Annotated in this window: 30 protein-coding genes; 21 read left to right on the top strand and 9 right to left on the bottom strand. The window is 71.9% G+C overall.

The window, feature by feature from the left end:
• Positions 1 to 286: 286 nt before the first annotated feature.
• Positions 287 to 664, bottom strand: coding sequence for an ATP-binding protein (locus OG700_RS06110; protein WP_405610028.1), 378 nt, complete (start codon positions 662 to 664; stop codon positions 287 to 289).
• A gap of 123 nt (positions 665 to 787) precedes the next feature.
• Here OG700_RS06110 and OG700_RS06105 point away from each other — a divergent pair, with 123 nt between their 5' ends.
• Together OG700_RS06105 and OG700_RS06100 are read left to right on the top strand one after the other, a co-directional pair.
• Complete coding sequence (locus OG700_RS06105; RefSeq protein ID WP_405610025.1) at positions 788 to 1822, top strand: helix-turn-helix domain-containing protein; 1035 nt, start codon at positions 788 to 790, stop codon at positions 1820 to 1822.
• Positions 1815 to 2045 (top strand): DUF397 domain-containing protein, encoded by a 231-nt coding sequence (locus OG700_RS06100; RefSeq protein ID WP_405610022.1) that lies wholly within the window; start codon positions 1815 to 1817, stop codon positions 2043 to 2045. The genes OG700_RS06105 and OG700_RS06100 overlap by 8 nt, the downstream gene beginning before the upstream one ends.
• Positions 2046 to 2111: 66 nt before the next feature.
• Here OG700_RS06100 and OG700_RS06095 read toward each other — a convergent pair whose 3' ends face one another.
• From OG700_RS06095 to OG700_RS06085, 3 genes are all read right to left on the bottom strand, one after another.
• Positions 2112 to 2642, bottom strand: coding sequence for a GNAT family N-acetyltransferase (locus tag OG700_RS06095; RefSeq protein ID WP_405610019.1), 531 nt, complete (start codon positions 2640 to 2642; stop codon positions 2112 to 2114).
• Between the two features lie 66 nt (positions 2643 to 2708).
• Positions 2709 to 3989, bottom strand: a complete 1281-nt coding sequence (locus tag OG700_RS06090; RefSeq protein ID WP_405610016.1) for a GAF domain-containing protein — start codon at positions 3987 to 3989, stop codon at positions 2709 to 2711.
• A 305-nt stretch (positions 3990 to 4294) separates the two neighbouring features.
• Complete coding sequence (locus OG700_RS06085; RefSeq protein WP_405610013.1) at positions 4295 to 5941, bottom strand: acyl-CoA dehydrogenase family protein; 1647 nt, start codon at positions 5939 to 5941, stop codon at positions 4295 to 4297.
• Positions 5942 to 5958: 17 nt separating this feature from the next.
• On the opposite strand from OG700_RS06085, the gene OG700_RS06080 reads away from it, so the two are divergent.
• Both OG700_RS06080 and OG700_RS06075 read left to right on the top strand, forming a co-directional pair.
• Positions 5959 to 7092: a YihY/virulence factor BrkB family protein gene (locus tag OG700_RS06080; RefSeq protein WP_405610010.1), complete on the top strand. Its 1134-nt coding sequence runs from the start codon at positions 5959 to 5961 to the stop codon at positions 7090 to 7092.
• A gap of 1 nt (position 7093) precedes the next feature.
• Complete coding sequence (locus OG700_RS06075; protein ID WP_405621488.1) at positions 7094 to 7855, top strand: DUF6597 domain-containing transcriptional factor; 762 nt, start codon at positions 7094 to 7096, stop codon at positions 7853 to 7855.
• Here the strand turns inward: OG700_RS06075 and OG700_RS06070 are convergent.
• Entirely contained in the window at positions 7795 to 8187 is a 393-nt protein-coding gene (locus OG700_RS06070; RefSeq protein WP_405610007.1) for a VOC family protein, read from the bottom strand. The genes OG700_RS06075 and OG700_RS06070 overlap by 61 nt on opposite strands.
• Positions 8188 to 8272: 85 nt before the next feature.
• Here OG700_RS06070 and OG700_RS06065 point away from each other — a divergent pair, with 85 nt between their 5' ends.
• Positions 8273 to 9988: a sensor histidine kinase gene (locus tag OG700_RS06065; protein WP_405610004.1), complete on the top strand. Its 1716-nt coding sequence runs from the start codon at positions 8273 to 8275 to the stop codon at positions 9986 to 9988.
• A gap of 61 nt (positions 9989 to 10049) precedes the next feature.
• Here the strand turns inward: OG700_RS06065 and OG700_RS06060 are convergent, their stop codons facing one another.
• Together OG700_RS06060 and OG700_RS06055 are read right to left on the bottom strand one after the other, a co-directional pair.
• The gene (locus tag OG700_RS06060; protein WP_405610001.1) at positions 10050 to 10793 is read right to left on the bottom strand and encodes an ABC transporter permease; all 744 of its coding nucleotides are present in this window, start codon (positions 10791 to 10793) and stop codon (positions 10050 to 10052) included.
• Positions 10790 to 11710 carry an ABC transporter ATP-binding protein gene (locus OG700_RS06055; RefSeq protein ID WP_405609998.1) on the bottom strand — a complete coding sequence of 307 codons (921 nt, stop codon included), beginning with the start codon at positions 11708 to 11710 and terminating at the stop codon, positions 10790 to 10792. Before OG700_RS06055 ends, OG700_RS06060 begins: the two co-directional genes overlap by 4 nt.
• Positions 11711 to 11877: 167 nt before the next feature.
• Here OG700_RS06055 and OG700_RS06050 point away from each other — a divergent pair, with 167 nt between their 5' ends.
• Entirely contained in the window at positions 11878 to 12537 is a 660-nt protein-coding gene (locus tag OG700_RS06050; protein ID WP_405621486.1) for a response regulator, read from the top strand.
• 123 nt (positions 12538 to 12660) lie between these two features.
• Here the strand turns inward: OG700_RS06050 and OG700_RS06045 are convergent, their stop codons facing one another.
• Entirely contained in the window at positions 12661 to 13554 is an 894-nt protein-coding gene (locus OG700_RS06045) for a S1 family peptidase (RefSeq protein ID WP_405609995.1), read from the bottom strand.
• Positions 13555 to 14227: 673 nt separating this feature from the next.
• Between OG700_RS06045 and OG700_RS06040 the strand changes: the two genes are divergently transcribed.
• The 14 genes from OG700_RS06040 to OG700_RS05975 all read left to right on the top strand — a co-directional run bounded on the left by OG700_RS06040 (position 14228) and on the right by OG700_RS05975 (position 26290).
• A complete protein-coding gene (locus OG700_RS06040) occupies positions 14228 to 14785 on the top strand; it encodes a GNAT family N-acetyltransferase (RefSeq protein ID WP_405609992.1) in 558 nt (185 codons plus the stop codon).
• Positions 14786 to 15044: 259 nt separating this feature from the next.
• Positions 15045 to 15167: a pyrroloquinoline quinone precursor peptide PqqA gene (gene pqqA, locus OG700_RS06035; RefSeq protein WP_405609989.1), complete on the top strand. Its 123-nt coding sequence runs from the start codon at positions 15045 to 15047 to the stop codon at positions 15165 to 15167.
• Positions 15168 to 15178: 11 nt separating this feature from the next.
• Positions 15179 to 16096 carry a pyrroloquinoline quinone biosynthesis protein PqqB gene (pqqB, locus tag OG700_RS06030; RefSeq protein ID WP_405609986.1) on the top strand — a complete coding sequence of 306 codons (918 nt, stop codon included), beginning with the start codon at positions 15179 to 15181 and terminating at the stop codon, positions 16094 to 16096.
• Positions 16093 to 16908, top strand: coding sequence for a pyrroloquinoline-quinone synthase PqqC (pqqC, locus tag OG700_RS06025; RefSeq protein ID WP_405609983.1), 816 nt, complete (start codon positions 16093 to 16095; stop codon positions 16906 to 16908). Before pqqB ends, pqqC begins: the two co-directional genes overlap by 4 nt.
• Positions 16905 to 17195 carry a pyrroloquinoline quinone biosynthesis peptide chaperone PqqD gene (gene pqqD, locus OG700_RS06020; RefSeq protein WP_405609980.1) on the top strand — a complete coding sequence of 97 codons (291 nt, stop codon included), beginning with the start codon at positions 16905 to 16907 and terminating at the stop codon, positions 17193 to 17195. The genes pqqC and pqqD overlap by 4 nt, the downstream gene beginning before the upstream one ends.
• A complete protein-coding gene (pqqE, locus tag OG700_RS06015; RefSeq protein WP_405609977.1) occupies positions 17192 to 18346 on the top strand; it encodes a pyrroloquinoline quinone biosynthesis protein PqqE in 1155 nt (384 codons plus the stop codon). Before pqqD ends, pqqE begins: the two co-directional genes overlap by 4 nt.
• 90 nt (positions 18347 to 18436) lie before the next feature.
• A complete protein-coding gene (locus OG700_RS06010; protein ID WP_405609974.1) occupies positions 18437 to 19561 on the top strand; it encodes a PQQ-dependent sugar dehydrogenase in 1125 nt (374 codons plus the stop codon).
• A gap of 509 nt (positions 19562 to 20070) precedes the next feature.
• A complete protein-coding gene (locus tag OG700_RS06005; RefSeq protein WP_405609971.1) occupies positions 20071 to 21555 on the top strand; it encodes an ATP-binding protein in 1485 nt (494 codons plus the stop codon).
• On the top strand, positions 21552 to 21974 hold the full coding sequence (locus tag OG700_RS06000) for a roadblock/LC7 domain-containing protein (protein ID WP_405609968.1): 423 nt from the start codon (positions 21552 to 21554) through the stop codon (positions 21972 to 21974). Before OG700_RS06005 ends, OG700_RS06000 begins: the two co-directional genes overlap by 4 nt.
• Complete coding sequence (locus OG700_RS05995; protein WP_405609965.1) at positions 21971 to 22330, top strand: DUF742 domain-containing protein; 360 nt, start codon at positions 21971 to 21973, stop codon at positions 22328 to 22330. Before OG700_RS06000 ends, OG700_RS05995 begins: the two co-directional genes overlap by 4 nt.
• Positions 22305 to 22946 carry a GTP-binding protein gene (locus OG700_RS05990; protein WP_405609962.1) on the top strand — a complete coding sequence of 214 codons (642 nt, stop codon included), beginning with the start codon at positions 22305 to 22307 and terminating at the stop codon, positions 22944 to 22946. Before OG700_RS05995 ends, OG700_RS05990 begins: the two co-directional genes overlap by 26 nt.
• A 4-nt stretch (positions 22947 to 22950) precedes the next feature.
• Positions 22951 to 24192 carry a cytochrome P450 gene (locus OG700_RS05985; protein WP_405609959.1) on the top strand — a complete coding sequence of 414 codons (1242 nt, stop codon included), beginning with the start codon at positions 22951 to 22953 and terminating at the stop codon, positions 24190 to 24192.
• Positions 24193 to 24279: 87 nt separating this feature from the next.
• Positions 24280 to 25524, top strand: coding sequence for a cytochrome P450 (locus tag OG700_RS05980; RefSeq protein WP_405609956.1), 1245 nt, complete (start codon positions 24280 to 24282; stop codon positions 25522 to 25524).
• 55 nt (positions 25525 to 25579) lie between these two features.
• Positions 25580 to 26290, top strand: a complete 711-nt coding sequence (locus tag OG700_RS05975) for a sulfite exporter TauE/SafE family protein (RefSeq protein ID WP_405621484.1) — start codon at positions 25580 to 25582, stop codon at positions 26288 to 26290.
• A gap of 61 nt (positions 26291 to 26351) precedes the next feature.
• On the opposite strand, the gene OG700_RS05970 is transcribed toward OG700_RS05975, so the two are convergent.
• Entirely contained in the window at positions 26352 to 26513 is a 162-nt protein-coding gene (locus OG700_RS05970; RefSeq protein ID WP_405609953.1) for a hypothetical protein, read from the bottom strand.
• Between OG700_RS05970 and OG700_RS05965 the strand changes: the two genes are divergently transcribed.
• Positions 26508 to 26768 (top strand): hypothetical protein, encoded by a 261-nt coding sequence (locus tag OG700_RS05965; RefSeq protein WP_405609950.1) that lies wholly within the window; start codon positions 26508 to 26510, stop codon positions 26766 to 26768. The genes OG700_RS05970 and OG700_RS05965 overlap by 6 nt on opposite strands.
• The last annotated feature ends 46 nt before the right edge of the window (positions 26769 to 26814 follow it).

Raw genomic sequence — 26814 nt, 5'->3', positions numbered from 1 at the left:
TACGGCGACCGCCAGTGCGGAAATCCACAGGGCGGCGCAGAGGGTTACGGCGATCGCCTGCCACACGGTCAGTGGTTCCTTCGCACTCCGGACCGGCGAAGGACGCTGAGCCAGTGCATTTCGTACAAGCGCCAGTAGCACGGCCGGCAGGCGCTCAATGAGCTGGTGCTGACGCCGATGGCCGACTCGCCGACGACTGTCACGGCGGTGAATTCGTCGCACCGGAAGCAGTAACCGGTAGCCCACGCGGCGAGGGCCCAAAGCTCTTCCGGGGCGAACTCCGGATTCACGGCAGGACCCGGACCTTCTCCGGGCACACCAGCGACGCGATGATGTCCTTGCCCGTCGAAGTGGGCACGGCCCGCCACGAGTCGGCCAGCGCCGCGATGACGCACAGCCCCCGCCCGGACTCCGCGGTCCAGTCCGGCTCCTTGGCGACGGGCAGTGCCTTGGACCGGTCGCTGACCGTGATCACAAGCCGGCCGGGCCACTTCTGGAGCAGAAGCACCGCCCGGCCGTCGGCGTGCCGGTGCACATTGGCCAGCAGTTCGGTGACGATCGCGCAGGCGTCGTCCGTCAGGTGCTCCAGGCCCCAGAGTCGCAGCCGGTTGGCGAACTCGCTTCGGATGCCGGGCAGTTCGCACGGGCGGACGGTCAGCGGCAAGCGGTACTGATGGTCGGGTTGTTGCGTATTGGGGGGTGTCAGGTTGCCTCCAGGCCCCTTCGGCTCCGGGGCAGGGTTGACCAACGATTGGTTACGGAGCGATCGCTCCGAGTTACGGGCAACATGATGATGGTGCTGCCGCTTGTCGGTCAAGGCATCGTTTGGCAGATTGCCAACACTGCGCAGTGCATCAGTCTTTCGAGTGAAGATCGCTTTGAATATGAGGGTGAACCGGTAGCCTCAACCACATTGAGGGGCATGGGAGATGGAGGAGCTATGGCCGTTCTGAGCAGCGTGAGCCCGCTCACCTCGCGCCGGAAACTCGGCGCCGCGCTACGCAAGTTGCGTGATCAGCAGGGATTCACCACCGAGGAGGTAGGAGCGCACCTCAACTGCCATAACTCCAAGGTCAGTCGCATAGAGAATGGAAAGCGCACCTGTACCAAGAAGGACTTCGAAGCTTTCATGGACCTGTTCGAGGTGACGGAGCCCATGCTCTCTGAACTCAGAGAGCTGATGATCAAGGGGCGGCAGCAGGTCCCGCCGTGGTGGTATGCGTACAGCGACGTCATCAGCGCCAGCTACGTCGAGTTTCTTGCCTACGAGGCGGAGGCGGTCCAATGCTTTGAGTATCAGCCGCTGTTGATCCCCGGACCGCTTCAGACGGCTGCCTACGCACGTGCGGTGACCGCTACCGGTGTCGCCGCGCTGGGGCCCGATCAGGTGGACAGCCTTGTCGAGGTAAGGATGCGACGGCAGGAACGGCTCCGTGAGGAAGAGCCGTTGATTTTAGATGCTGTGGTCACCGAAGCGGCGCTGCGCCTGCTCATCGGTGGTGACGCCGTGATGCGCGAGCAGTTGAGGCACCTTGCTGAGGTCTCTCAGCTGGACAATGTCCGGTTCCGAGTCATCCCCTTCCAGGCGGGTGAGCGGGCTGTGAGCACAGGGGCTTTCACTCTGTTCGCGTCGCAGAGGGACGTTCAAGTGGACGTCGCCTTCACCGAGTCCGCAGAGAGCCTTCTCTGCTATCGGGACGATCCCCTGGCACTCAAGCGCCTGAGTCGCTTGTTCGGGAACTTGTCCAGTGCCGCGTTCTCGGAGGACGATAGCCGGGAGTTGATCGAAGACATCGAGAAAGAGCTGGTCCAAAATGTATGAGTTGGGCGATCACGGCACGGTTGACCTCACGGGTGCCGCTTGGCGTACGAGTTCCTACACCGCTAGCGACACCAACTGTGTCGAAGTCGCGCCCATCCCCGCCACCACCGGCATCGCCTTCCGCGATACCAAGGACCGGACCCTCCCCGCCGCGCGGGTCTCCGGCGGTGCCTGGGCTGCCTTTGTGACGGCTGTCGCTGTGGACGCCCTCGCCCGTCCCTGACAAGTACCTCGGCGACGAGCCGAGCCGCAGGCGGGCTGCGCGAGTCGCGTGGCCCGGCTGCGGCTCCTACTCCGGCTCCTCTTCGACCTTCGTGTCGAAAAGCGTGAAGCCGCGCCGCAGGTAGTTGTCCATCGCGTGCTCCCCGTCCTTGGAGCAGGTGTGCAGCCAGACGCGCTTCGTCGGCGTCCGCCCCGGCGCGCGCTCCGCCAGGTCCCAGGCGCGGGCCACCACGTACGACAGCAGATGGCCGCCGATACGGCGGCCCCGGAAGGCCGGGATGAGACCGAAGTACACGATCTCGACCGTGCCGTCCTCCTGTGCCGCAAGCTCCACGTAACCGGCCGGGGTGCCCTTCTCGTACGCCACCCAGGTCTCGACGCCCGGCCCGGAGACGGCCTCGTGCCACTGGTCGTACGACAGGGCGAGGCGGTCGGTCCACTGGATGTCGCCGCCCACGGCGGTGTAGAGGAACCGGCTGAACTCCGCGGAGGGGACCTCGGACCGGACGATCCGCACGTCCGCGCCGGGCTCGGCGGCCGGCCGCAGATCGGCCGGGGAGGTCTGTTCCAGGGACCACGTGGTCACAGTGATGGTCATGGTTGTCAGGGAATCACGCGGTCTTCTTCCGGCCAAAACGGGGGGCCGCTCCTCTCCCGGGCCGGTTCAGCCCCGTAACCTGCCGTCCGCCACCGCCGGGGCCGTCGAGTGCGGCAGCAGGTCCGCCGGGTGGGCCGGGCGGACGACCGCCACCTCGACCTCCTCGCGGAAGCGGTACGGCCGGTGGGCCAGCACCCCCGCCAGATGACGGCGCACCCGCGACATCTCGGCCCGCACCGTCACCGTGCGCGTCCGGTCCCCGAAGACGTCGGCCGCCAGCTCCGCCGCGCTGCGGCCCTCCCGGTGCTCCGCCAGGACGTACAGCAGCTCCGCGTGGCGCGGGGTCAGCTCCCGTGCCCAGCTGCCCGCCGCCCCTGAGACCGTCACCGACCAGCGCCGGGGCCGGCTCAGGTCCAGGACGACCTTGCTCTCCGCGTCCGGTGGCGGCTCCTCCCGTACGGTCAGCAGCCAGCCGCCGGGCAGCGGCTCGACGGCGCACATGCCGAGCGACGGCAGCCACAGCCGTCCCGGCCGTACGGACTTGGGCAGCGGCAGCCGGTCGACCGGCGCCATCCCCGTCACGGCGACCGTCCAGCCGTGCGTGTCGACGGCCACCGACCGCCCGCCCACCCGGTTCAGGATCGGCGCCGCCACCGAGCGCAGCCGCTCGACGGCCCGCAGGTGCCGCTCCCGCAGCTCGCCCTCGGCGAGCCGGGCGACGGCGGTCACCAGTGCCAGCGTCGTCGGATGGAAACCCGTCGCGGGGCCGCTCACGTCGACCACACCCAGCAGCCGCCCGTCGCGCGGGTCGTGCACCGGCGCCGCCGCGCAGGTCCACCGCGTCAGGGTGTGCACGAAGTGCTCGGCCGAGTGGACCCGCACGGGGACCCTGGCGGCCAGCGCCGTACCGATGGCGTTGGTCCCCGTGGCCTGCTCGGACCAGGCCGCGCCCTCCTCCAGCCGGATGCCGTCGGCCCGGCGCATCACCTTGGCGCTGCCCTGGCGCCACAGGATCCGGCCCTGTTCGTCGGAGACCACCAGGATCTGGAGCGACGGGTCGACCAGGCCGGTCAGCCCGTCGCTGACGCCGCGTATCACCTCACCGAGTGCCGAGGTACGGCGCCGGTGTTCCAGCTCCTCGGGCGTCATCACCAGCGGCCCGGTCCGCCCGTCGGGGCTGACGCCCAGCCGCCGCATCCGCTGCCACGACGCCTCGATGACGGGGCGGGGCGCCACCGGTGGCCGGTCACCGGCCAGCGACGCCTCCCGGATCCGCCGGAGCAGCCGTGCCGCGTACTCGCCGTCCACCGCGGCGAGGTGGGACAGGTCGAGCGGTGTGTCCTTCATCGGGCCCCCCGCCGCGCACGGCATTTTATCGATTCAGCGAAGTCTGGGCAGACCTGCACCGGCTTATGCGGAGCTGATCACTCCGCATGCCCCCATGGTGCCGTTCCGACCCCGCGCGGCGCGACCCTTCGCGTATTCTGCAACCACTTGCAACTCTGGCGAAGAGCCGCCCCCATACGTGAAGGTGACATCAAGTCGTGGGTGGTGCCGTGTCGGCGCAGCACCACCCTCGGCCCTAACGCGCCCGCACCGCACGGGCGTTGGTACGCGCGGGCGTTGGTACGCGCGGCGTTGGGCACCCCGTCTCAGCCCACCGCCCGCGCCCGCGTCACCACCGACCCCAGGTCCAGGCTGTGCGGCAGCGTGCCGAAGGCCGTACCCCAGTCCCCGCCGAGCCGCGACGCGCAGAACGCGTCCGCGACCGCCGGTGGCGCCCACCGCACCAGGAGCGACCCCTGGAGCACCAGCGCCATCCGCTCCACCAGCCGCCTCGCGCGGGCCTCGATGCCGTTCAGATCGGCGAGTTCGGTCAACAGGTCCTTGATCGCCCCGTCCAGCCGGTGGTCCGCGCCGCGCGCCTTGCCCACCTCCTGGAGGAACGCGTTCAGCGCCTCCGGTTCCCGCTGGAGCGCGCGCAGCACATCGAGCGCCTGGACGTTGCCCGAGCCCTCCCAGATCGAGTTGAGCGGCGACTCACGCAGCAGCCGCGGCATCCCCGACTCCTCCACGTACCCGTTGCCGCCCAGACACTCCAGCGCCTCGGCCGTGACCGGCGTACACCGCTTCGTCACCCAGTACTTGGCCGTCGGCACCGCGAGCCGCAGGAACGCCCGCTCCGCCTCCGAACCGGTGCTCTGCACCGCGTCCTGCGCCGCCGCCAGCCGCAGCGCCAGCGTCGTCGCCGCCTCCGACTCCAGCGCCAGATCGGCCAGTACGTTGCGCATCAGCGGCTTGTCGATCAACTCGCCCCCGAACGCGCGGCGGTACGCGGCGTGATGGACCGCCTGCGCCACCGACTGCCGCATCAGCGCCGCCGATCCGACCACGCAGTCCACCCGCGTCGCCGCCACCATCTCGATGATGGTGCGCACCCCGCGCCCCTCCTCGCCGACCCGGCGGGCCCACGTGCCGTCGAACTCCACCTCGCTCGACGCGTTCGACCGGTTGCCCAGCTTGTCCTTCAGCCGCTGGATCAGGAACACGTTGCGCGTCCCGTCCGGCAGCACCCGGGGCACGAGGAAGCACGTCAGCCCGGCCGGCGCCTGCGCCAGCACCAGAAACCCGTCGCACATCGGCGCGGAGCAGAACCACTTGTGCCCGGTGAGCAGATACTCGCCGTCCGCGTCCAGCGGCCTCGCGGCCGTCGTGTTGGCCCGTACGTCGCTGCCGCCCTGCTTCTCGGTCATGCCCATCCCGAACAGCGCGCCGGCCTTCCCGGCGGCGGGCCGCAGCCCCGGCTCGTACCGGTGCGAGGTGAGCCGCGGCTCCCACTCGGCGGCCAGTTCCGGATCCGTCCGCAGCGCGGGCACCGCGGCGTGCGTCATGGACAGCGGACAGCCGTGCCCGGCCTCTCCTTGCGTCCACACGTAGAACCCGGCGGCCCGGCGCAGATGCCCGTCCGGGCGGCCCCAGGCGTCCGTCAGCCCCGCCGACACGGCCCCGTCGAGGAGTTGGTGCCAGGCGGGATGGAAATCGACCTCGTCGATCCGGTTGCCGTACCGGTCGTGGGTCCGCAGCTTCGGCGAGTTCTCGTTGGCCTGCGTCCCCCACTCCTGTACGCGCGCCGAACCGGCCGCGAGACCGAGCGCGGCCAGCTCCGCCCGCGCCTCGTCGAGGACTTCGGGGGAGGCATGCCGCTCCAGGCCTTCCGCGAGGGCCCGGTCGCCGCTGAAGACGTCGTATCCGACCAGGGGCGGAACCTGGTTGGTCACTGTGTGAGTGCTGGCAGTCATGCCGCTACGGTAAGGAGGTGCAGGCAGCAAACGAAACACCCGAGCGGCCATCGGGCCGACTCCGCCGGGCCCGTGCCCTCTACCGCGACGTCCCCATGCGGAAGATGGCCTGGCTGCTGCTGAAGGACACCGTCAACTCGTGCATCGAGTACCGGATTCTCGGTCTGGCGGCGGAGGCGGCGTTCTTCACGCTGCTCTCCCTCCCGCCGTTGATGCTCGGTCTCCTCGGCCTGCTCGGGTACATCGACGACTGGACCAACACCACCACCGTCGCCTCGATCGAGGAGAACATCCTCACCGCGGTCGGCACGGTTCTCTCCGACAGAGGCGTCGACCAGATCGCGAAACCCCTGCTGTCGGACGTCACGCACGGCGGGCGACCCGACCTCATCTCCATCGGTTTCGCCATCGCGCTCTGGTCGGGCTCCCGGGCGGTGAACGTCTTCATCGACACGATCACCGTGATGTACGGACTCGACGGCCGCCGCGGCATCGTCGCCACCCGGCTGCTCGCCTTCCTCCTCTACATCGTGGCGCTGCTCATCGGCGCCGTCGTGCTGCCGCTGGCGGTGGTGGGGCCGGACAGGGTCGTCGACATCATCCCGTGGGGCACGGAGGTCGCCAGCGTCCTGTACTGGCCGGTGGTGATCCTGCTCTCGGTGGCCTTCCTGACCACGCTCTACCACGTGTCCGTGCCCGCGCGCTCGCCGTGGATCGAGGACGTGCCGGGCGCGCTCGTCGCCCTCGCCATGTGGGTCTTCGGCAGCTTCCTGCTGCGGATCTACCTCACCAGTACGGTCGAGGGTCCCACCATCTACGGATCGCTCGCCGCCCCCATCGCGGTCCTCCTGTGGATCGGGATCTCGGCCTTCGCCGTCCTGGTCGGCGCGGCGGTCAACGCCGCCATCGACCGGGTCTGGCCGTCCGTCGCCACGGCGGCGGCCCGCGCGGCCAACGACCGTCTGCGCGCGGCCCAGGCGGCGGAGCTGGTGGCACGCGTGGAGGCGCGGTCGGGGGAGACGGACGACGGGGAGTACGGCCCGGACCCGGACATGCCCTCGGAATTCCCCGAGAGATGGTCCCGCTTCCTGCCGCCGGACGACCTGAAGTCCCGGTTCCACGCGGGCCGCGACAGGGAGCAGAAGCCGTAGCCTGGAAAGCGTGTACAGGGAACGGGCATCGCGGGTCGAGGGCGTCGTCGTATGGACGCGGACCGCGCCACAACGGGTCGACGGCCCCGTCTACCCCGTCCTGCCGGACGGCTGCATGGATCTGCTCTGGATCGGCGGCCGGCTGACCGTCGCGGGACCCGACACCCGCGCCTTCACGCCGGCGCTCCCGGCTGACGGCGGCGGTTTCCCCGACGCCGTCGGAGTCCGCTTCGCGCCCGGAGTCGCGCCCGCGCTCCTGGGCGTACCGGCGCACGAACTGCGCGACCGCCGCGTGGACCTCACCGATCTGTGGCCGGGCCCCGAGGCGCGCGACATCGCCGAGCGCGTCGCCACCGCCACCGACCCGGCCGCCGCCCTCGAAGCGGCGGCACTGCGGCGCGTCGCCCTCGCCGGCCCGCCCGATCCGCTGCTGCGCGCCGTTGTCGACGGGCTCGACGCGGGCCGCACGGTCGGCTCCGTCGCCGAGACCGTGGGCCTCGGCACCCGCCGGCTGTACCGCCGCTCCCTGGACGCCTTCGGTTACGGTCCCAAGACCCTGGCCCGTGTCCTGCGGCTCCAGCGCGCGCTCGCGCTCGTACGGGCGTCGGTGCCGTACGCGGAGGCCGCCGCCGTCGCGGGCTGCGCCGACCAGGCGCACCTCGCCAGGGAGACGCGCGATCTGACCGGTCTCACGCTCGGGGCCTACGCGGCGTTGGCGAACAGCGAGACGCCGCAGCCGTCCGGGTCGAGCACGACCGCGTAACGCTGGCCCCAGACCGCGTCCCACGGCTTGAGGTGGCCGCGGTACCCGGCGCCGGTCAGCTCCGCGTAGGCCGCGTCGACGTCGGCGGGGCTGTCGCAGAGGAAGTTCAGGCCCAGCCGGTCGCCGGTCGACGGCGGGGTCCAGCCGGGATCGAAGGACCGCACGACGTCCTCGGTGTCCCAGGCCAGCCGCATGCCGCCGGGCAGGGCGGCCTCCACGTGGGGGGCGGTGTCCGCGTCGGTGGGGATGTCCAGGCCGAGCCTGCGGTAGAAGGCGAGCGAGGCCGCCATGTCGGAGGTGACGATGCCGATCACGTCAAGTCGTGGAGTCATGGGACCAACGTAGGCGCGGGCCGCCGCCCCGGTCTTGAACGAATCGGACGGGACCCCGGCCGCCCTCGTTCGATAGCCTCGAACGGTGCTGTGGTGGGGCGGGAACAGTGAGACGGGCGACACAGGCGACACGTGCGAGACGGGCGAGACGCGTACGGCGGTCGGCCCCGTCGTACGTGACGCCGCCCTGTGGGCCGCCCTGGCCGGGGTCGCGCTCGTCTGGTTCGTGGGACACCCCGAATCCTCCGTCGCGCTGGAACTGGTGCTGCCGCTCGCCGTTCTCGCGGTGGCGATCCCGGGCGGCCGGAGGTGGCCGGTGGCCGCCGTGTTCGCCGTCAACGCGCTGTGCGCGCTCGGCCTCGCACACCCCGGCACACCGGCCAACGCGTACGTCGTGGCACTGGCCGTCTCCGCCTACCTGCTGGGCACCGGACCCGCCTCCACCCGCTCCGCGCTGCTGGTGTTCGGCGGCTGCCTGGCGGTCGACCTGGGGCTCTGCGCCGCGCTGGGCGTGGGCGCGGTGTGGTGGTACTGGACGCTGACGGTCCTGCCCCTCGCGCTGCTGGTGCCCTGGCTCTTCGGCCGCTACTGGCAGGCACAGCTCGCGCTCGTACGCGGCGGCTGGCGGCGCGCGCAACTCCTGGAGCGGCAGCAGCGGCTCGTCGCCGAACAGGCCCGGCTGCGGGAACGGACCCGGATCGCCGCCGACATGCACGACTCGCTCGGACACGAACTGAGCCTCATCGCGCTGCGGGCCGGCGCCCTGGAACTCTCCCCCACGCTCAGTGGCCAGGACCGGGCGGATCTGGGCGAGTTGCGGGCCGCCGTGTCGGACGCCGTCGGCCATCTGCGGGACACCGTAGGGGTGTTGCGCGACGACGAGGGCGAGGGGGCCGCCGGGGCCGCCGCGCCGACCGCCGAGTCCGTCGAGTCCGTCGAGGAACTGGTGCGCCGGGCGCGGGACTCGGGCGTCGTCGTGGACCTGCGACGCGAAGGCACCCCGGCGCCTGAAGGCCTCGCGCCGCTCGTGGAGCGGGCCGTGTACCGGGTGGTTCGGGAGTCGCTGACCAACGCGGCCAAGCACGCGCCCGGGGCAGCGGTACGGGTACGGATCGCGCACGAGGGCGGGCGGACCGGGGTACGGGTGACCAACGACGCCCCTGACGCGGGGCAGTTGTCGTCGTCGCGGCCCGAGTCCGGAGGACGGGGTCTTGTCGGGCTGCGCGAGCGGGTGCGGGTGGTCGGCGGGACGCTGCGGGCGGCGCCGTACGGGCACGGGTTCGAGGTCGTCGTGACACTGCCGGACCGGGTGAGCCCGGACCGGTCGAGAAACGTGACACCGGAGGAGGTGCCGGGGTCGCTGGCGGGCCAGGTGCCGGGGTCCGGGTCCGGGTCCGGGTCCGATTCGGGTTCGGAGTCGGGTTCGGAGTCGGTACGACAGCTCACCGCGGCCCGGCGCCGGGCCGGGCTGCGGTTCGCCGCCGCGTTCGTGCTGCCGGGCGGGCTCGGGCTCGTCGTCCTCGGGTCCGCCGCCTACGCGGCGGTCCAGTTGGGCGGCAGCGTGCTGCGGCCCGCCGACTTCGACCGGCTCCAAGTGGGCCAGGACCGGGCCGAGTTCGCGAACGTCCTGCCGGCCCGGCAGTTCCCGTACGCGTCCGACTCCGCGAAGGCCCGGCCCCGGCCCGCCGGGGCCGTCTGCGCCTTCTACCGGTCCAGCGGCAGCCTGCTCGACCAGGTGGACGTCTACCGGCTCTGCTACGCGGGCTCCCGGCTGATCGCCAAGGACGTCGTGCCGGGGTAGGGCGGCGGGTGACGACGTGACGCGGCTCGTGGGCCGAGCCACGCCACGCCGCGCCACGTTGCTACACGTCGCGCCGCCGCAGTACCTGACGTCCTGTCAGGTGCCCGACGGCCGCCCACCCCGTCACGATCAGGAAGCCCACCGGCGCCGGATACGGCGCATCGTCGGCCAGTATCGCGTGCGTGCCCGCGCCGTGCGGCAGGTAGTCGTTCACGGTCAGCAGCGTGTTCCCGCCCAGCCCCACCAGCATGGTCGGCACGCCGTAGAGCAGCAGGAAGAGCACCGTCAGCACCCCGGCCGGTGCCCGCAGGGCGAACGACACCCCCACTGTCAGCACGGCCACCAGCGCCAAGTAAGCGCCCAGCAGCAGCACTTGACCGAGGGCCGAGCCGGCGTCGAACGTCGCGTACCCGTCGAACGACGCCCACGCCACCGCCGTCCCCAGCACCCCGAGCAGCACCCCGGCCACGAACGTCACCACGCCGGTGACCACGGCCTTGGCCAGCTGGACCCGGTGGCGGACCGGCACCCACAGCAGCGTCGCGCGCACGCCGGTCGTCGCGTACTCACTCGTCACCGTGGTCATCGCCAGGACGACCACCACGAACTGCACCAGCACGGTGGCGGCCACCGGCGCGTTGCCGACCGGCTGCACGGCATGGTCGTTGATCCGCGCGATGGCCCCGTAGTAGAAGGTGAACACCCCCATCAGCAGCACGCTCGCGACCAGACACAGATACGCGCCGCGTACCGTCCACAGCTTCGTCCACTCGGCGGCCACCGCCCCGACGAACCCGCCGCTCATGATCCTGCCCCCGCCCCGTACTCCACGCTCTGCGCCGTCAGGTCCATGTAGACCTGCTCCAACGAGGCCGAGACCGCGCGCAGTTCATGCAGCCGCACGCCCAACCCGTGTGCCGTATCGCCCACTTCCCCGGCTGTCCGTCCCGTCACGACCAGTTCCGCCCCATCGGCCTGCCGCACGTCCACGCCCTCCCGCGTCAGTTGGCCCACCAGCGCGAGCCGGTCGTCGGTGCCCGGCACCCGCACCCGCACGGAGGCCGGTGAGCCGCCGGCCAGGAACTCGGCCATCGACTTGTCCGCCAGCAGCTTTCCCCGCCCGATGACGACGAGTTGATCGGCCGTCAGCCGCATCTCGCTCATGAGGTGGCTGGAGAGGAAGACCGTGCGTCCCTCGGCGGCCAGTGAGCGCATCAACTCGCGCACCCAGCGCACCCCGTCCGGATCGAGACCGTTGACGGGCTCGTCGAAGACGAGGACGCGCGGGTCGCCGAGCAGCGCGCCCGCCACGCCGAGCCGCTGGTACATGCCCAGCGAGAACGCCCCGGCGCGCTTGCGGGCCACCGACGCGAGCCCCACGATCTCCAGAACCTCGTCCACCCGGCGCACCGGTATGCCGTTGCTGCGCGCCTGCGCCGTCAGATGGGCGCGGGCGGAGCGCGCCGGGTGCAGGGCCTTCGCGTCCAGCAGCGCGCCGACCTCGCGTACGGGATGCCGCAGCGAGGCGTACGGCCTGCCGTCGATGAGAGCCGTGCCCCGGGTCGGATGGTCCAGTCCGAGGATCATGCGCATGGTGGTCGACTTGCCGGAGCCGTTCGGGCCGAGAAAGCCGGTCACCCGGCCTTCCGCGACGTCCAGCGTCAGCCCGTCGACGGCGAGGGTGTCGCCGTATCGTTTGGTCAGCCCTCTCAGGGTGATCACGAGTGTGCGTGTCCTTCCGGTGCTTGCGTCGCCGTTCCGTTCCTGATCTCCGGACGGTACGAATCACCGCTGCCCGCGCACATCGGCCCTTCGTCAGCGATCACACCCCCTACTTTCGTCGGGGACCCCCGAGCGGCCCGGCTCGGTACACTCCGCCCGTGGTCAGGGTGCTGGTGGCAGACGACGAGGCGCTGGTCCGCGCCGGGGTACGGGCGATCCTGGCGCGGGATCCGGGGATCGAGGTCGTCGCGGAGGCGCGGGACGGTCAGGAGGCCGTCGACGCCGTACGTGAACACCGCCCGGACGTCGCCCTGTTGGACATCCAGATGCCCAGACTCGACGGGATCCTGGCGGCGGAGCGGATCCACCGTGAGCTGCCCGGCACGGCGGTGGTCATGCTGACGACCTTCGGCGAGGACGACTTCATCGCCCGCGCGCTGAGCGGCGGGGCCGACGGGTTCCTGCTCAAGGCGGACGACCCCAGGGAGCTGCTGACGGGCGTGCACGCGGTGGCCGGGGGCGGCGCGTATCTCTCACCGAAGGTCGCGGCGCGAGTCGTCGCGGGGCTGCGGGCCGGCGGATCGGGCGCGGCGGCGGTCAGACCGCTGGCGGAGCGGCTGACCGCGCGGGAGCACGACGTGCTGGCGCTGGTCGGCTCGGGCCTGTCCAACGCCGAGATCGGCGGACGCCTGCACTTGGTCGAGGGCACCGTGAAGGCCCATGTCAGCGCGATCCTGGCCAAGTTGGGCGTACGGAACCGGGTCGAGGCGGCGATCGCCGCGTACGAGGCGGGCCTGGTCGGCCGGGACCGCGGCACCGGACTTTAGATCGCGGACGTACGACGGCGGGCCGCGCCATGGGCGCGGCCCGCCGGGGATACGTATCCCTGCGTCCTGCAGAGCCTCAGAGGATCGTCACCCTCGAAGCTCCCGGATGCCTCACCGGATGCCTCAGATGATCGACACGCCGTACGCGCTCAGCGCCTCGGTGACCGGCTGGAAGAACGTGGTGCCACCGGAGGAGCAGTTGCCGCTGCCGCCGGAGGTGAGACCCAGGGCCGTGGTGCCGGCGAAGAGCGCGCCGCCGCTGTCGCCGGGCTCGGCGCAGACGTTGGTCTGGATCATGCCGGTGACGACACCGTCGGCGCCGTAGTTCACCGTCGCGTTGAGGCCCGTGACCGAGCCGCCGTGCAGACCGGTCGTGCTGCCGCTGCGCTGCACGGACTGGCCGACGGAGGCGTTGCCGGCGCCGGTGATCTCCTGGTAGCTCCCGTTGTACAGGGAGACCCTGCCGTCGGCCGCGCCCGGGTTCGAGTGCTGGATGATGCCGTAGTCGTTGCCCGGGAAGCTGGAACCGGTTGTCGTGCCAATGGACCAGCTGCTGCCGATGTTGGTGCAGTGGCCGGCGGTCAGCGCGTAGTTGGTGCTGCCGTTGGTCACGTTGAAGCCGAGCGAGCAGCGGGCGCCGCCGGTGGTGATGGCCTCGCCGCCGGCGATGAGCTTGCTGAACTTGCCGGGGGTGCGCTTGATCGTCAGGCCGGCCTCGGAGTCCGAGAGCGCGGACTTGACCTCGGCCAGTTCGGCCTTCGAGACCGTGCTGTCGGCGGTCACGACGATCTTGCCGGTGGCCTTGTCGGTGTACCAGGCGGTGCCGGCCACGTCCGCGTCGAGCACGGCGGAGCTGGCGTCGGCGAGCTGAGCCGCCGTCACCTTGGCCTCGGGGGCCGGGGCGGCCACGGCGGACGGCACGGCGAGCGCGGCGGCTGCCACGAGGCCGGTCGACACGGCGAGGACACGAGCGCGTCTGGACACGCCGTTGAGGGGGGAGAAGCGCTTGAAGGTCACGAAATCCTCCATCGGTGGGGGGAAAGCACGGCCCCGTGGGGTGTGGGCCGTTGTTCGTGTGCGCCGGTCCGTGGCCGGTCGTTGCTGGCCGCGGACCTGTTTGATCCGCACGGATCGAATCGTTGACGGGGGACGCCTCGTACACAAGGTCGACTTCCGGACCCCGGCCACCTGCCGCCGCAGGACCCCGGGCCGGGCCTTCCGCCGGGGCGCCGCGGCCCCTTTGCACGCGCATAGTCCGCGGATTACCGCAAAGCGAACGGGAGCGGGGGCGCGGCGTGCGATACGGGCCGAAAACGCCCGGTGGGGCAACGGCTTTGAGCCCGTATGCCGGGGGCTGCGACGGGTCACATCACGGACACACACGGTTTGCCCGGGGAGTTCGGCACCCGGTATGAGCGGTGTGTGCTGCCGCACGCCGGCCGGGGCCGTCGCGATGCGCCGGCCGTCGCCACTGTTGGCGGTGGGGCCTTATGCGGCGTACGTGCGAATTGCGTTCGTCCGCTCGGTGGCTGAATCTGTTCGTCCGGAACCGAGTTGACACCATTCAGCGTGGCCGGAATCGGCCAGGGTCGCGCTCTTGCGGGGCGGTGCGCCGTGTGCTGTGCCGTCAGAAGCGGTCCGGGCGAGGCCGCCGTCCGGGCAGCCGGGCCGAGTGCGTAATACTCGGAGCATGACCTCGCGTATTACCGCCATCGGCCGTCCGGCGGACGGAACGGCGGACGGAACGGCGGACCGCGACGCGGCGGCCGTCACGATCCGGCGGGCCACGGCGCGCGACGGCAAGCGGCTGACCCGGCTCATCCAGGCGTCCAGCGCCTACGACGGCCCGTACGCACCCATGATCGCGGGCTACCGCGTGGGACCCGACTACATCGAGACCCACCGGGTCTTCCTCGCCACCGGCCCGGACGGCCGGCTCCTCGGCTTCTACGCCCTGCTGCTCGCCCCGCCCGAGCTGGACCTGATGTTCGTCGCCGACGCCGCGCAGGGCCTCGGTGTCGGACGGCGGCTGGTCGGGCACCTGAGGCAGGAGGCGCGCGCCGCGGGTGTCGCGGCCGTGCGCGTGGTGTCGCACCCGCCCGCCGAGGGCTTCTACCGGAGTGTGGGCGCGGAACGCGTCGGCACGGTGGCGGCGAACCCGCCCGCGGTGATGTGGGACCGTCCCGAGATGGTCATCAGGATCACTCCCGCTGACGACGGCCCGGCTGCTTCCGCTTCGGACGGCTGAAAAAGCCACCCGCACGACGTAGTTGACGCGCGGACGGCCCCCGGCGCGCGCCGGGGTGTGGTCGGATGGGATGCGGTCCGACCCATTGACCGGGTTCCACCAAGACGTAACGCTGTTGCACATGGCTGAACGCCGGACACTCATATGAATGGGCGTTCGATTGCGCGTTCAGCGGTCCCGCACCACCGTGCGTCATCGAGAAGTCACTCCTGAATCAGCTCCCTGAACCCCCACATCTCAGGAAGGCAGTCAACGGCTCATGAAGGACTCACAGGAATCGGCGCAGGAGCCCACGGAAGGCACGATCAACTGGCAGACCCCCGAGTTCGTGGTCGTCGAGACCGCGCTGGAGGTCACGGCCTACGCCCTCACCGACCGGTAGACCCCGCCGCCATGCTGCTGGAGGTGCTCGGCACCGCGGCGGGCGGCGGACTGCCCCAGTGGAACTGCGCGTGTCCCGGCTGCGCCGGGGCACGCGCCCACCCGCACCGGCGCCGCCGCCACGCCTCACTCGCCCTGCGCGCCGACGAGGACCGCTGGTATCTCGTCAACGCGACCCCCGACATCGGTGACCAGATCGAGGACAGCCCCGCACTGCACCCGGGCCGCGCCGGACCGCGCGACACACCCGTGGCCGGAGTGATCCTCACCGACGCCGAACTCGACCACACCCTGGGCATCGCCCGGCTGCGCGAGGCAGCCGGCTTCGACGTCCTCGCCACCCGGCCCGTCCACGGCGCCCTGACCGGTCTCATGCGCCTGGACGACATCCTCGCCCCGTACACCCGTGTCGCATGGCGGGAGTTGGGCGGCGCGCCCATGCCGCTCACGCCGAGCGGCAGCGTCGAGATCGACGCCGTACCCGTCTCGCCCAAACGCCCGCGCTACGCCGTCGCCCGTGACACCGCCACCGGCGCAACCGACGACGACCACACCTGGGTGGTCGCGCTACGGCTGCGCGAGACCGACACCGGCCGCGGTCTCGTCTACGCGCCCGCACTCGCCCGCTGGACCGACACCTTCCAGGACGCCGTCGAGGCCGCCGACTGCGTGATCGTCGACGGCACCTTCTGGGACGACGACGAACCCGTACGGACCGGCATCTCCACCCGGACCGCCACCGGCATGGGGCACCTGCCGATCGCCGGACCGGGCGGCACCGCGCGCCGGCTCTCCGGGCTGCGCGCCCGCTGCCTCTACACCCATCTCAACAACACCAACCCCCTCGGCGACCCGGACGCCCCGCAGCACACGCTGCTCGGGGAGTGGGGCCTGGAGGTCGCCGCCGACCGAATGGTGATCGAGCTGTGAGCACAGCCGCCCCGACAGCGACCCGCACCGACGGGCCGTGGAGCCCTCTGGAGTTCACGGACCGGCTGCGCGCCGTTCCGGCCCGGCGCTACCACGACCGCCACCCGTTCAACGTACGGATGCACGAAGGCGCCCTGACCCCCGCCGAGTTGCGCCGCTGGATCATCAACCGCTTCCACTACCAGCGGCATATTCCCGTCAAGGACGCGCTGATCCTCGCCAAGTTCGACGACTCCGCGCTGCGCCGCTCCTGGCTGCGCCGTATCCAGGACCACGACGGCCCGGTGGAGGGCGAGGGCGGTATCGAGCGCTGGCTGCGGCTCGGTGAGGCCGCCGGGATCGACCGGGCGCGGCTGTGCTCGGGCGCGGAAGTCCTGCCGGGCGTACGGCTCGCGGTCGACGGATACGTCAACTTCTGCCGGCTGGGCTCCCCGCTCGAAGCCGTCGCCGCCTCCCTCACCGAACTCGCGGCTCCCGGCATCATGCGCACCCGCATCAAGGCGTTCGAACTCCACTACCGGTGGATCGAGTCCGACGGGCTGGGCTACTTCCGCGACCGCGTCGGACAGGGCGGCCGGGACAGCGCGGAAGCGCTCGCCCTGGTCCTCGAATGGGCCGTGACCCGGCGCGAACAGGAGGCGGCCGTCGCCGCGCTCCGTTTCAAGTGCGACGTGCTGTGGTCCCTGCTCGACGCGGTCGACCACGGCGCGGTGGCGGGGGAGCAGGCTGCCGGGGACCACGGCACGGTCGACCACGGGGCCGGGGACCACGGCGCGGTGGCGGGGGACCACGGCGCGGGGGAGCGCCCATGACGAGCGGACCGCCGCCGCACTCGCCGCCCGACCCCGCCTGGAAACCGGTGCTCTCCCGGTCGGTGGTGTTCCGCTACGACCGCGTACGCGACACGGACCTCCTCGTCCTGCCCGAGCGCGTCGTCGTGCTCCAGGGCGGCGCCGGCTCGATCCTGCGCCTGTGCGACGGAGTCAACGACGTCGGCGCGATCGTCGCCACCCTCGCCGCACGGCACCCGGGCGCACCCGTCGCCGACGAAGTCCCGGCCTTTCTCGGGCGGTTACGCGCGGAAGGCTGGGTCAAGTGACGGAACCGAACCGGCCCGCCCCGCCGTGGGCGCTGCTCGCCGAACTGAGCCACGGCTGCCCACTGCACTGCTCGTACTGCTCCAACCCCGTCGAACTGGTCAGCCGGGCAAGCGAACTGACGACCGACCAGTGGGCCGGGGTGTTCCGCCAGGCCGCCGGCCTCGGCGTCGTACAGAGCCATCTCTCCGGCGGCGAACCGCTGCTGCGCCGCGACCTGACCGAGATCGTCGCCGCCGCCGACGGCGCCGGGATCCACACCCAGCTCGTCACCAGCGGCGTCGGCCTGCACGAGAAGCGGCTGGCCGCGCTGGCGGACGCCGGGCTGCGCAGCGTACAGCTCTCGGTGCAGCACGCCGACCCCGCCGCCTCCGAACTCATCGCGGGCGCACGCTCGTTCGCCGCCAAGGAACGCGCGGCCGGGCTCGTGCGTGCGGCGGACCTGCCGCTCGGCCTCAATGTCGTCCTGCACCGCGCCAACCTCGACGCGCTGGACGCACTCGTCGAACTCGCCCTCGCCTGGGGAGCGGAGCGCATCGAACTGGCCAACACCCAGTTCTACGGCTGGGCGTTGCGCAACCGGCACGCCCTGCTGCCCGACCGCGCGCAGATCTCCCGGGCCATGGCCTCCGTCGAACGGTGGCGTGAACGCCTGGCCGGACGGCTGGAGCTGGTGTGGGTCGTGCCGGACTACGTGGAGGGGACGGCCAAGCCCTGCATGGGCGGCTGGGGCGCCGTCTCGCTGACCGTCGCGCCGGACGGCACCGTGTACCCGTGCCCGGCCGCCGCCGCTCTGCCGGGACTCCACGCGCCCAACGTCAAAAACCACTCCCTGGAGTGGATCTGGCACGAGTCGAGGGCCTTCAACCTCTACCGGGGCGAGGCGTGGATGAGCGACCCGTGCCGTAGCTGCGACCTCCGTACCAAGGACTTCGGCGGCTGCCGCTGCCAGGCCCACGCGCTCACCGGCGACGCCGCGCGGACGGACCCGGCCTGCCGTCTGTCTCCCGACCACGCACTCGTACGCGACCTGGTGGACGCCCCGCGAGGCCCCGACCCCCTCCCGGTCGGGGCGGCGCCCCCGTACGTCTACCGGGACCACCCCGAGGGCCACGGCGCCAAGGACCACGGAGCCGCGCCCGGTCACCCCTAGAACTTCCTTTCCCGCACCACTCCCACCGCCTCCCACCGCCTCCCACCGCCTCCCACCGCCTCCCACCCCCCACTCCCTCCGGAGGAATCCATGTACGGCAGCAGGCCGACGAAGACCCTCATCAGGACAGCGGCGGCCACGGTCGCCGCCGCCGCGCTCGTCGCCGGACTCGTCCAGAGCGCCGGCGCCGGCGAGCCCCGAGCGACCGCCGGCCCCACCGCCGCGGGCGCGGCCGGTGAGCCGACGGACATCACCACCGTCGCCACCGGCTTCTCGATCCCGTGGGGCATGCACTGGATGCCCGACAACTCCTCGGCGCTGGTCACCGAGCGCGACACCTTCAAGGTCTTCAAGGTGACACCGGACGGGCGGCGCGCCGAGATCGGCTCCGTACCCGAGTCCCAGACCACCGGCGGTGAGGGCGGCCTGATGGGCGTCGCCGTCGACCCGGACTGGGCGACCAACCACTTCGTGTACTTCTCGCACACCTCGTCCGACGGCAACCGGATCGCCCGGATGAGCTACGACGGCACCGGACTCACCGGCTACACACCCCTGTTGAAGGGCATCACGAAGAACAGGTACCACAACGGCGGCCGGCTCGCCTTCGGCCCCGACGGCTATCTCTACGCCTCCACCGGCGACGCGCAGAACACCGCCCTCGCCCAGGACAGGAACTCGCTCAACGGCAAGATCCTGCGGATGACGACGGACGGCGAACCCGCGCCCGGCAACCCGTTCGGCAACCACGTCTACAGCCTGGGCCACCGCAACCCGCAGGGCATCGCCTTCGACCCGCAGGGCCGGCTCTGGGAGGCGGAGCTGGGCGAGAACGCCCGGGACGAACTCAACCTCGTCGAAGCCGGCGCCAACTACGGCTGGCCCGTCTGCGAAGGCGACTGCTCCGAGGCCGGGATGACCAACCCGAAGGCCACCTGGACCACCGCCGAGGCGTCCCCCAGCGGGATCGCCGTCGTCGACAGCGCCGTCTACATGGCGTCGCTGCGCGGCGAACGGCTCTGGCGGATCCCGATCAACGCCGGCAACGGGAACGTCGGCACGCCGAAGGCGCACTACGTCGGCACGTACGGGCGGTTGCGCGGCGTCACCAAGGTGCCAGGCGCCGACGCGCTGTGGCTCTCCACGACGAACGCGGACGGCAACGGCGGCGAGCCTGCCGGGTCGGACAAGATCTTCCGCGTGACGATCGGCTGAACCGGCGCGCGCCCCGTCCGCCCCGCCTCGCTCCGAGGGCCGGCCGTCCGGCCGGTCACCCGCGGCCACCCTCGTACGCCCGGCGCGCGCCCCTGGTCCGGCCGCTGCCCGGCGCGGAACTCCCCTTCCGCGCCGGACAGCCGGCCTCGCTCCGCGCCCCCTCAAAGCGCCCGGCGGCGCCACCGCCGCGTGGCCCAACACAGGGGTGGGGAAGGGGAGATCGGCAACCGAGAGGGCGGTAGTGTTCTCGTTCATGGTGCGTGCGGCGGGTGCGTCGTCGGTCACCGCGGCGGGGATGAGCGCTGTCCCCGTCCGCTGTTCCCGAAAGCCGTCCGACCGCCGTGCCGTACCGGACACTTCGGGTGGCGCCGGCCCCGACAGGGGCAATTCCCAAAGGATCTTCACGGGAAGCGGTGCGAGCACGCCCGACGACGGTGTGTACTGTCCGGGTCCGCCTCCCGGGTCCTGACCGGACCCGCCAGATCCCCGATCCTCCCGAGGTCCGTCCGATGATCGAGATAACGGTCCTGGCCGCCGCCGGCCTAGCCGCCGGGACGCTTTTGGCGCTCGTCCTGGGAGGCGGTCTGCTCCGCTCCCGCCGCGACCGGGCCAGACTCCGTGAGGAGATCACCGGCCTGCGGGACCAGTTGGACGACGCGCGCTCGAAGACCGGTCGCGTGTCCGACGAGTTCACCGCGGAGATCGCGCATCTCACCGAGAAGCGCCTCCCCGCGGTCGCGACCCGCGCCGCCCACCCGCACGTCCAGGTGCCGGGACCGCTCAGCCCCGGCTTCGCCGGCACCGGACCGGGCGCCGGTCTGGACGGGGTGCTCGACGGGTTGCTGAGCGCCATGGTGCAGGAGCGCAAGCGCGTCGACGCCGCGGCGCGCGCCGGCATGCGCGGCACCACCCGCGAGATCCAGGCCGGGCTCTACCGGCTCCAGGACGTCCTCAGGGGGCTTCAACAGCAGTACGACGAGCCCGAATTGGCGCAGACCCTGTTCGAACTCGACCACGAGAACGAGCAGTCGCTGCGCCGCGCGCAGGTCGCCGCCGTGGTCTGCGGCGCCTGGGTGGGCCTGGCCCGTGAGGAGTCGCACCTGGTGGACGCGGTGACCGGCGGGCAGTCACGGCTCGTCGGATACCACCGGGTCCGCGTCAACAACCATCTGGAGCCGGGCACCGCGCTCGTCTCGCACGCCGTCGAACCGGTCGCGATCATCGTCGCCGAACTCCTCGACAACGCCCTGCGGCACTCCTCGCGGGACACCGACGTCACGGTGAACCTGGAACGCGCCCACCACGGGGTCGCCGTCACCATCGACGACTCCGGCGTCGGTATGTCCGCCGACGAACGCGCCTACGCGCAGCGGATGGTGGCGAGCAGCGAGCCGATCCTGCTGTCGGACCTCGGCGACCCGCCCCGTATGGGGCTGGCCGCGATCGGCCAGCTCACCCGGCAGTTCGACCTGTCCGTCGACCTGTCGACCCCGTCGCCGTACGGGGGCGTACGCGCGGTGCTGCTGGTCAACAGCCACCTGCTCAGCCATGTCGACCCGGTCGTCCGGCCGCCGGCCGCCGCCGCGCCGCGCTCCACCCGCCCCGCCGAGGGGCCGGAACAGCCGGCCAAGCCGGAGACGAACGGCAAGCTGCCCGTGCGGACCGGCGCGTCGTCACGGGCCGTGCGGGCAGCCGCCCACCAGACAGGCCCCGACACGCGGGTCGGTGACCCGCGCGGCGAAGCCACTCAACGCGACCAACACGGCCTCGACGCCGACGGCGACACCGACGACGTCCTGCCCCAGCGCAGACGCCGCCGCGCCCGCCCCGCCGACGAACTCGGCGCGGCGGCCCCGGCCGGCCGGCCCGTCCCCGAGCAGGCGCAGCAGCCCGCCCGTACCCCCGAAGACTCCGCAGCGGCGCTCGGCGCGCTCCAGTCCGGCACCGCAGCGGCACGATCCACCGCCGACCCCGAAGGGAACGACCCGCGATGAAAAGCCGCGACGCCGGCGAAACGGCGTGGGTGCTCGATCCGATCCTGGAAATCCCGCATGTGCGGGCAGCGGTCCTCCTCACCAGGGACGGCCTCGTCTCCGGTTACTCGGACGCGCTCACCCAGGCCACCGCCGAACGTACGGCGGCGATCACCAGCACCGTGCAGGGCGCGTGCCGTGCGGCCGCCGCCGCCTTCGCCGACCACGACGACGCGGAGATCCGCCAGATCGTCATCGAGTCCGACCACGGCTACATCCTGGTCGCACCCACCTCGCACGGCACCTGTGTGGCCGCGTACGGAGACCCCGAGGTACGGCTCGACCTGCTCGCCCACCGGGTGCACTCGCAGGTGGCCAGACTCGGCGAGAAGACGATGACCGCCGCACCTCGCGCGGGTGAGGGCGGCACTCCGGCATGACGGGCCGCAGGGGCGGCCGTCCACTGGTTCCCGCCTATCTGTCCACCGGCGGGGTGGCTCGGCCGAGCCATACCGACCTGGAGCGCCTTTCGCTGCTTACCGGCGGGGCCGGGGCCGCCCCCGCCGGACTCCCCGCCGCCAGGCACGCGCTCTTCGACCTTCTCAACGGCGGCACGCTCACCCTGGTGGAAGCCGCGGCCCTCCTGGAGCTGCCGGTCTCCGCCGTCCGCGTACTCGCCGCCGAGCTGGCGGACCAGGGGCTGGTGAGCCTACGCGCGCCGGTGCCCCCGGCCGCCCTGCCCGCACCCGATCTGTTGAAGAGAGTCGCCGATGGCCTCCGCGCCCTCAAGCAGTAGCACCAGTGGTACCGGCGTTGGTGATCTGCATCTGCCCGACACCACCCGCGAGTTGGTGAAGATCCTGGTGACAGGCCCCTTCGGCGTGGGCAAGACCACGCTGATCGACGCGGTGTCCGAGATCCGCCCGCTGCACACCGAGGAACACCTCACCGAGGCGTCCGTGTCCGTGGACAACCTCGCGGGTGTTCGCGACAAGACCACCACGACCGTCGCCATCGACTTCGGCCGGATCAGCGTGGACGACGAGGTCGTGCTCTATCTGTTCGGCACCCCCGGCCAGGAGCGCTTCCGCTCGCTGTGGGCGGACATCGCCCACGGCGCGCTCGGCGCGCTCGTCCTCGTCGACACCCGCCGGATCGACGACTCCTTCGACGTGCTCGGCATGGTCGAGGAGTCGGGGCTGCCGTACGCCGTCGCGCTCAACACGTTTCCCGACGCGCGCTCCTACACGCAGGAGCAGTTGCGGGGCTCGCTGGACCTGGACCCCGACACGCCCATGGTGGTCTGCGACGCCCGTGACACCAACTCCTCCGTCGACGCGCTGCTCGCACTCGTCCAGCATCTGATAGCGGGCCACGCCGCCGGCGCCGGCCCCACCACGGAAACCCGGTGACCTGGTGACTTCCTATCCCGCCCCCGCGGCGGCCTTCTCCCTCTCGGCGCCGGTCAGGCTCTGGGACGAGGGTTTCGCCGCCGACCCGCACGGCCGCTACGAGGCGCTCAAGGCGCAGGGCCCCATCGGCTGGGGCGAACTCGCCCCGGGCGAGCCCGCGTACATCGTCACCGACCGCCGGGCCGCCCTCGACATCCTGCACGACCCCGACACCTGGTCGCACGACTCCCGGGAGTGGGAGGCCGGCGCCGCCCCGGACTCACCGATCCTCAGCATGCTGAAGTGGCGCCCCAACCCGCTCTTCAACGACGGTGCCGCGCACCGGCGTTACCGCACCGCGCTGGTCGACGCCTTCGACCTGGTCGAGCCGCACGACCTGCGCGAGCGCGTACACCGCGCCGTGGACCTGCTGGTCGGCCGGTTCGGCCCGGCGGGCAGCGCGGACCTCGTCGACGACTTCGCCCGCCCCCTGATGACGCTGATCTTCAACAACCTCTTCGGCCTGCCCGACAGCGAGAGCGCCCGCCTCCACAACTCGATCGGCCGGCTGATGGAAGGCGGCGACGAGGCCGCCGCCGGCGAGGTGGAGTACGGCGAGTACGTCACCGAACTCGTCACGGCCAAGACCCTCAAACGCGGTGCCGACCTGACCAGTTGGCTGATCGACCACCCGGCGGACCTCACGTACGAGGAAGTCGTCTGGCAGGTCTTCCTCACGATGGCCGCGGGCCACGAACCCACCGCGAACCTCGTCGCCAACGCCCTGTCGCGGATGCTCGGCAACCCCGCCTACTACTCCACCCTCACCAGCGGCTCCCGCCCCGTGATGGACGCCGTCCGCGAAGTCCTGCGCCACGAGACGCCGCTGGCGAACTACGGCATCCTCTACGCCCGCGAGCCGCTGAGCTTCCACGGCGTCTGGGTACGCAACGCCGTGCCCGTCGTCGTCTCGTACGGAGCACTCGGCTACTTCTCCGAACAGGACGCCGGCGACACACCGCACCACCCGCACGACGCCTCCCACCTGTCCTGGGGCGCGGGACCGCACAAGTGCCCCGTCAAGCAGCACGCCCTGCTCATCGCCACCGAGGCCATCGAGCGGATCACCCAGTGGCTGCCCGACCTGGAACCCGTCACGCCGCGCGACCAACTCACCTGGCGGCCCGGCCCGTTCGTCCGTTCCCTGAAGTCGCTGCCCGTCCACTTCACACCCCGTACGCCGGACACCTCCGTCGCGAACGGCTGACCACCGGCCGCCCCGCACCGGCGGGCGGCCCCGCATCCTCCGGTACCCCACACCCTCCGGTGACCCCGAGAAGTCAGGAGACCGAGCATGACGACCGAGACCACCCGCGTGGCCCTCGATCCCTTCGGCGCGGACATTCCCGCCGAGAGCGCCCGGCTGCGTGCCTTAGGAGCCGTGGTGCCCGTCGACCTGCCCGGCGGCATACCCGCCTGGGCGCCCACCGGCTTCGACTCGCTGCGCACCCTCATCCTGGACCCCCGCGTCAGCAAGGACCCCCGGCGGCACTGGTCGCTGTGGGAGGAGGTCAACAGCAAGCCCGAGTGGAGCTGGATACTCGGCTGGGTCGGCGTGGTCAACATGCTCTCCACATACGGCCCCGACCACACCCGGCTGCGCAAGCTCGTCTCGCCCAGCTTCACCCACAAGCGCACCGAGGCGATGCGTGAACGGGTGGAGGCGATAACCGCCGACCTCCTCGCCGGCCTCGACACGGCGGCCGACGCCGCTCCCGGCGAAGCCGTCGACCTGCGGGCCGGCTACGCCCACCCGCTGCCCATGCGGCTGATCTGCGAACTGTTCGGCGTCCCCGCCGACCTGCGCGGCCCTGCGGTCAAGCTGATGGTCGACGTCTTCGACACCTCCGACCCGACACCCGAACACGCCGCCTCCGTGCAGCATCAGATCAGCACCGTGCTCCCGGCGCTGATCGCGTACAAGAGCGAGAACCCCGGCAACGACCTGACCACGGAGCTGATCCGGGTCCGCGACGAGGAAGGCGACCGGCTCGCCGACCACGAACTCCTCTACACCCTGCTGCTGGTCATCGGCGCCGGGTTCGAGACCACGGTCAACCTCATCGGCAACGCCGTCGTCACCCTCCTGAACCACCCCGACCAACTCGCCGCCGTCCGCGCGGGCGACGTCAGCTGGGAGAGCGTCATCGAGGAGGTGCTGCGCGTCCACCCCTCGATCGCCAGCCTCCCGCTGCGCTACGCCGTCTCCGACATCACCGTCGACGGCGTCACCATCCCGGCGGGCGACGCCATAGTGACCACGTACGCCGCCGCGGGCAACGACCCCGAGCAGTACGGACCCGACGCGGCCGAGTTCGACATCCACCGGGGCGCGGACGAGCACCTGTCGTTCGGCATAGGCGTCCACCGCTGCGTCGGCGCGCCGCTCGCCCGGATGGAGGCCCTGACGGCCCTGCCCGCGCTGTTCGACCGCTACCCGGACATGCGACTGGCCGTCGGGGCGGACGAGTTGAAGCAGGTGCCGTCCTTCATCGCGTTCGGCTGGCAGGAGATACCGATACTGCTGCACGGGAGGTGACGGAGTCTCAGGGAGCGAAGTGATCGACGGGCTGGGCGGCGGGCTGAGCCACGGGCTGGGCGGCGGGGCGCTCGCGCTCCTCGCCGTCGTGGTCGCCGTCGCCGCGTTCGTCCAGGGCGCGAGCGGCCTCGGCTTCGCCCTCGTCGTCGCACCGGTCGTCGGCATGCTGGATCCGACTCTGCTGCCGGTGTTCCTGCTGGCCTCGATGATCCCGCTGAACCTGTACGTGGCGTGGCGGGAACGCGCCAGCCTCGACGTACGGGGCGCCCGCTGGATCTCGGCGGCCCGGCTGGCGGCCACGCCCGGCGGACTGGCCCTGCTCTGGGCGGTCCCCGAACGCCACCTCGGCGTGGTCGTCGGGGCCGCGACGGTGCTGGCCGCCGTGGTGAGCCTGGTGACACCCGCCTTCACCCCCGGCCGGGCGGCGTACGTCGGCGCCGGCGCGGTCACCGCCCTCACCGAGACGGCGACCGGCGTCGGCGGCCCACCCCTGGCACTCGTCTACCAGCACCGGCCCCCGGCCGAACTGCGCTCCACGGTCGCCGTCTGCTTCCTCGTCGGTGAAGTCGCGTCCCTGGGGCTGCTGTTGTCCACCGGACAGGGCACACCGGACCAGGCATGGCCCGCGCTGCTGCTCCTGCCCGTCCTGGCGCTCGGCGTATGGCTCAGCCGCCTCGTGCACCACCGCGTCGACACGGCGAAGCTGCGGATCGCGGTACTGGTGTTCGCGACGGTGTCGGGGGCGGTGCTGATCGTGGGCGTCTAGCCAGGAAGCCCTCGCCCAACGGGAGGCCACCACCGGGCAGAGAAGCGGTCGCGGTGGTCGCTCAGCGCGGGCGCGCGGGAAGTACGAGGCTTTCCGGCACGGCCGCGCAGGCGTCCCGCAGCGCGTCGGCGAGCCCCTCGGGACCGGACTCCGACGGGTCGGCGACCCAGCGCTCCAGCGCCCGGTGGAAGGCCGCCGTCAGCTGAACGCCCGCGCCATGCACATGGGCGGCGACGCCGCCACCGAGGCGCTGGCGCTGAACACCAGCGGGCTCTACGCGGGCATCGCCCTGGCCGGCGCCATCGGCGGCGGCGCGGTCAACACCTTCGGCGGTATCGGCGTCCTGGTGGTCGCTTGCGTCGCCGGCCTGATCACCATCGCGGTGATGGCGCTGTCCGTACGCCGCTACCCCTCGCCCGGACACGCCGGACACGCGTCCGGGGGCCTCACCGCCCCCGAGCGGGCCGCCGCGCCGTGACCCCACCACGTCCGGGCCGTCCGTAGTGGGGTGACAGGCCCCTCGC

It is taken from the genome of Streptomyces sp. NBC_01508, from assembly GCF_045040315.1.
In the GTDB taxonomy this organism is placed as follows: domain Bacteria; phylum Actinomycetota; class Actinomycetes; order Streptomycetales; family Streptomycetaceae; genus Streptomyces.
This window is presented reverse-complemented; position numbering and strand designations above follow the sequence as displayed.

Coding starts and splice junctions, on each gene's coding strand:
- pqqB (WP_405609986.1), top strand. CDS start 15,179: ATGCTGCTGGAGGTGCTCGGCACCGCGGCGGGCGGCGGACTGCCCCAG.
- OG700_RS06040 (WP_405609992.1), top strand. CDS start 14,228: ATGACCTCGCGTATTACCGCCATCGGCCGTCCGGCGGACGGAACGGCG.
- OG700_RS05980 (WP_405609956.1), top strand. CDS start 24,280: ATGACGACCGAGACCACCCGCGTGGCCCTCGATCCCTTCGGCGCGGAC.
- OG700_RS06105 (WP_405610025.1), top strand. CDS start 788: ATGATGATGGTGCTGCCGCTTGTCGGTCAAGGCATCGTTTGGCAGATT.
- OG700_RS06060 (WP_405610001.1), bottom strand. CDS start 10,793: ATGAGCGGCGGGTTCGTCGGGGCGGTGGCCGCCGAGTGGACGAAGCTG.
- OG700_RS06010 (WP_405609974.1), top strand. CDS start 18,437: ATGTACGGCAGCAGGCCGACGAAGACCCTCATCAGGACAGCGGCGGCC.
- OG700_RS05995 (WP_405609965.1), top strand. CDS start 21,971: ATGACGGGCCGCAGGGGCGGCCGTCCACTGGTTCCCGCCTATCTGTCC.
- OG700_RS06000 (WP_405609968.1), top strand. CDS start 21,552: ATGAAAAGCCGCGACGCCGGCGAAACGGCGTGGGTGCTCGATCCGATC.
- OG700_RS06005 (WP_405609971.1), top strand. CDS start 20,071: ATGATCGAGATAACGGTCCTGGCCGCCGCCGGCCTAGCCGCCGGGACG.
- OG700_RS06085 (WP_405610013.1), bottom strand. CDS start 5,941: ATGACTGCCAGCACTCACACAGTGACCAACCAGGTTCCGCCCCTGGTC.
- OG700_RS06070 (WP_405610007.1), bottom strand. CDS start 8,187: ATGACTCCACGACTTGACGTGATCGGCATCGTCACCTCCGACATGGCG.
- pqqA (WP_405609989.1), top strand. CDS start 15,045: ATGAAGGACTCACAGGAATCGGCGCAGGAGCCCACGGAAGGCACGATC.
- pqqD (WP_405609980.1), top strand. CDS start 16,905: ATGACGAGCGGACCGCCGCCGCACTCGCCGCCCGACCCCGCCTGGAAA.
- OG700_RS05965 (WP_405609950.1), top strand. CDS start 26,508: ATGCACATGGGCGGCGACGCCGCCACCGAGGCGCTGGCGCTGAACACC.
- OG700_RS05990 (WP_405609962.1), top strand. CDS start 22,305: ATGGCCTCCGCGCCCTCAAGCAGTAGCACCAGTGGTACCGGCGTTGGT.
- OG700_RS06100 (WP_405610022.1), top strand. CDS start 1,815: ATGTATGAGTTGGGCGATCACGGCACGGTTGACCTCACGGGTGCCGCT.
- OG700_RS06090 (WP_405610016.1), bottom strand. CDS start 3,989: ATGAAGGACACACCGCTCGACCTGTCCCACCTCGCCGCGGTGGACGGC.
- OG700_RS06095 (WP_405610019.1), bottom strand. CDS start 2,642: ATGACCATCACTGTGACCACGTGGTCCCTGGAACAGACCTCCCCGGCC.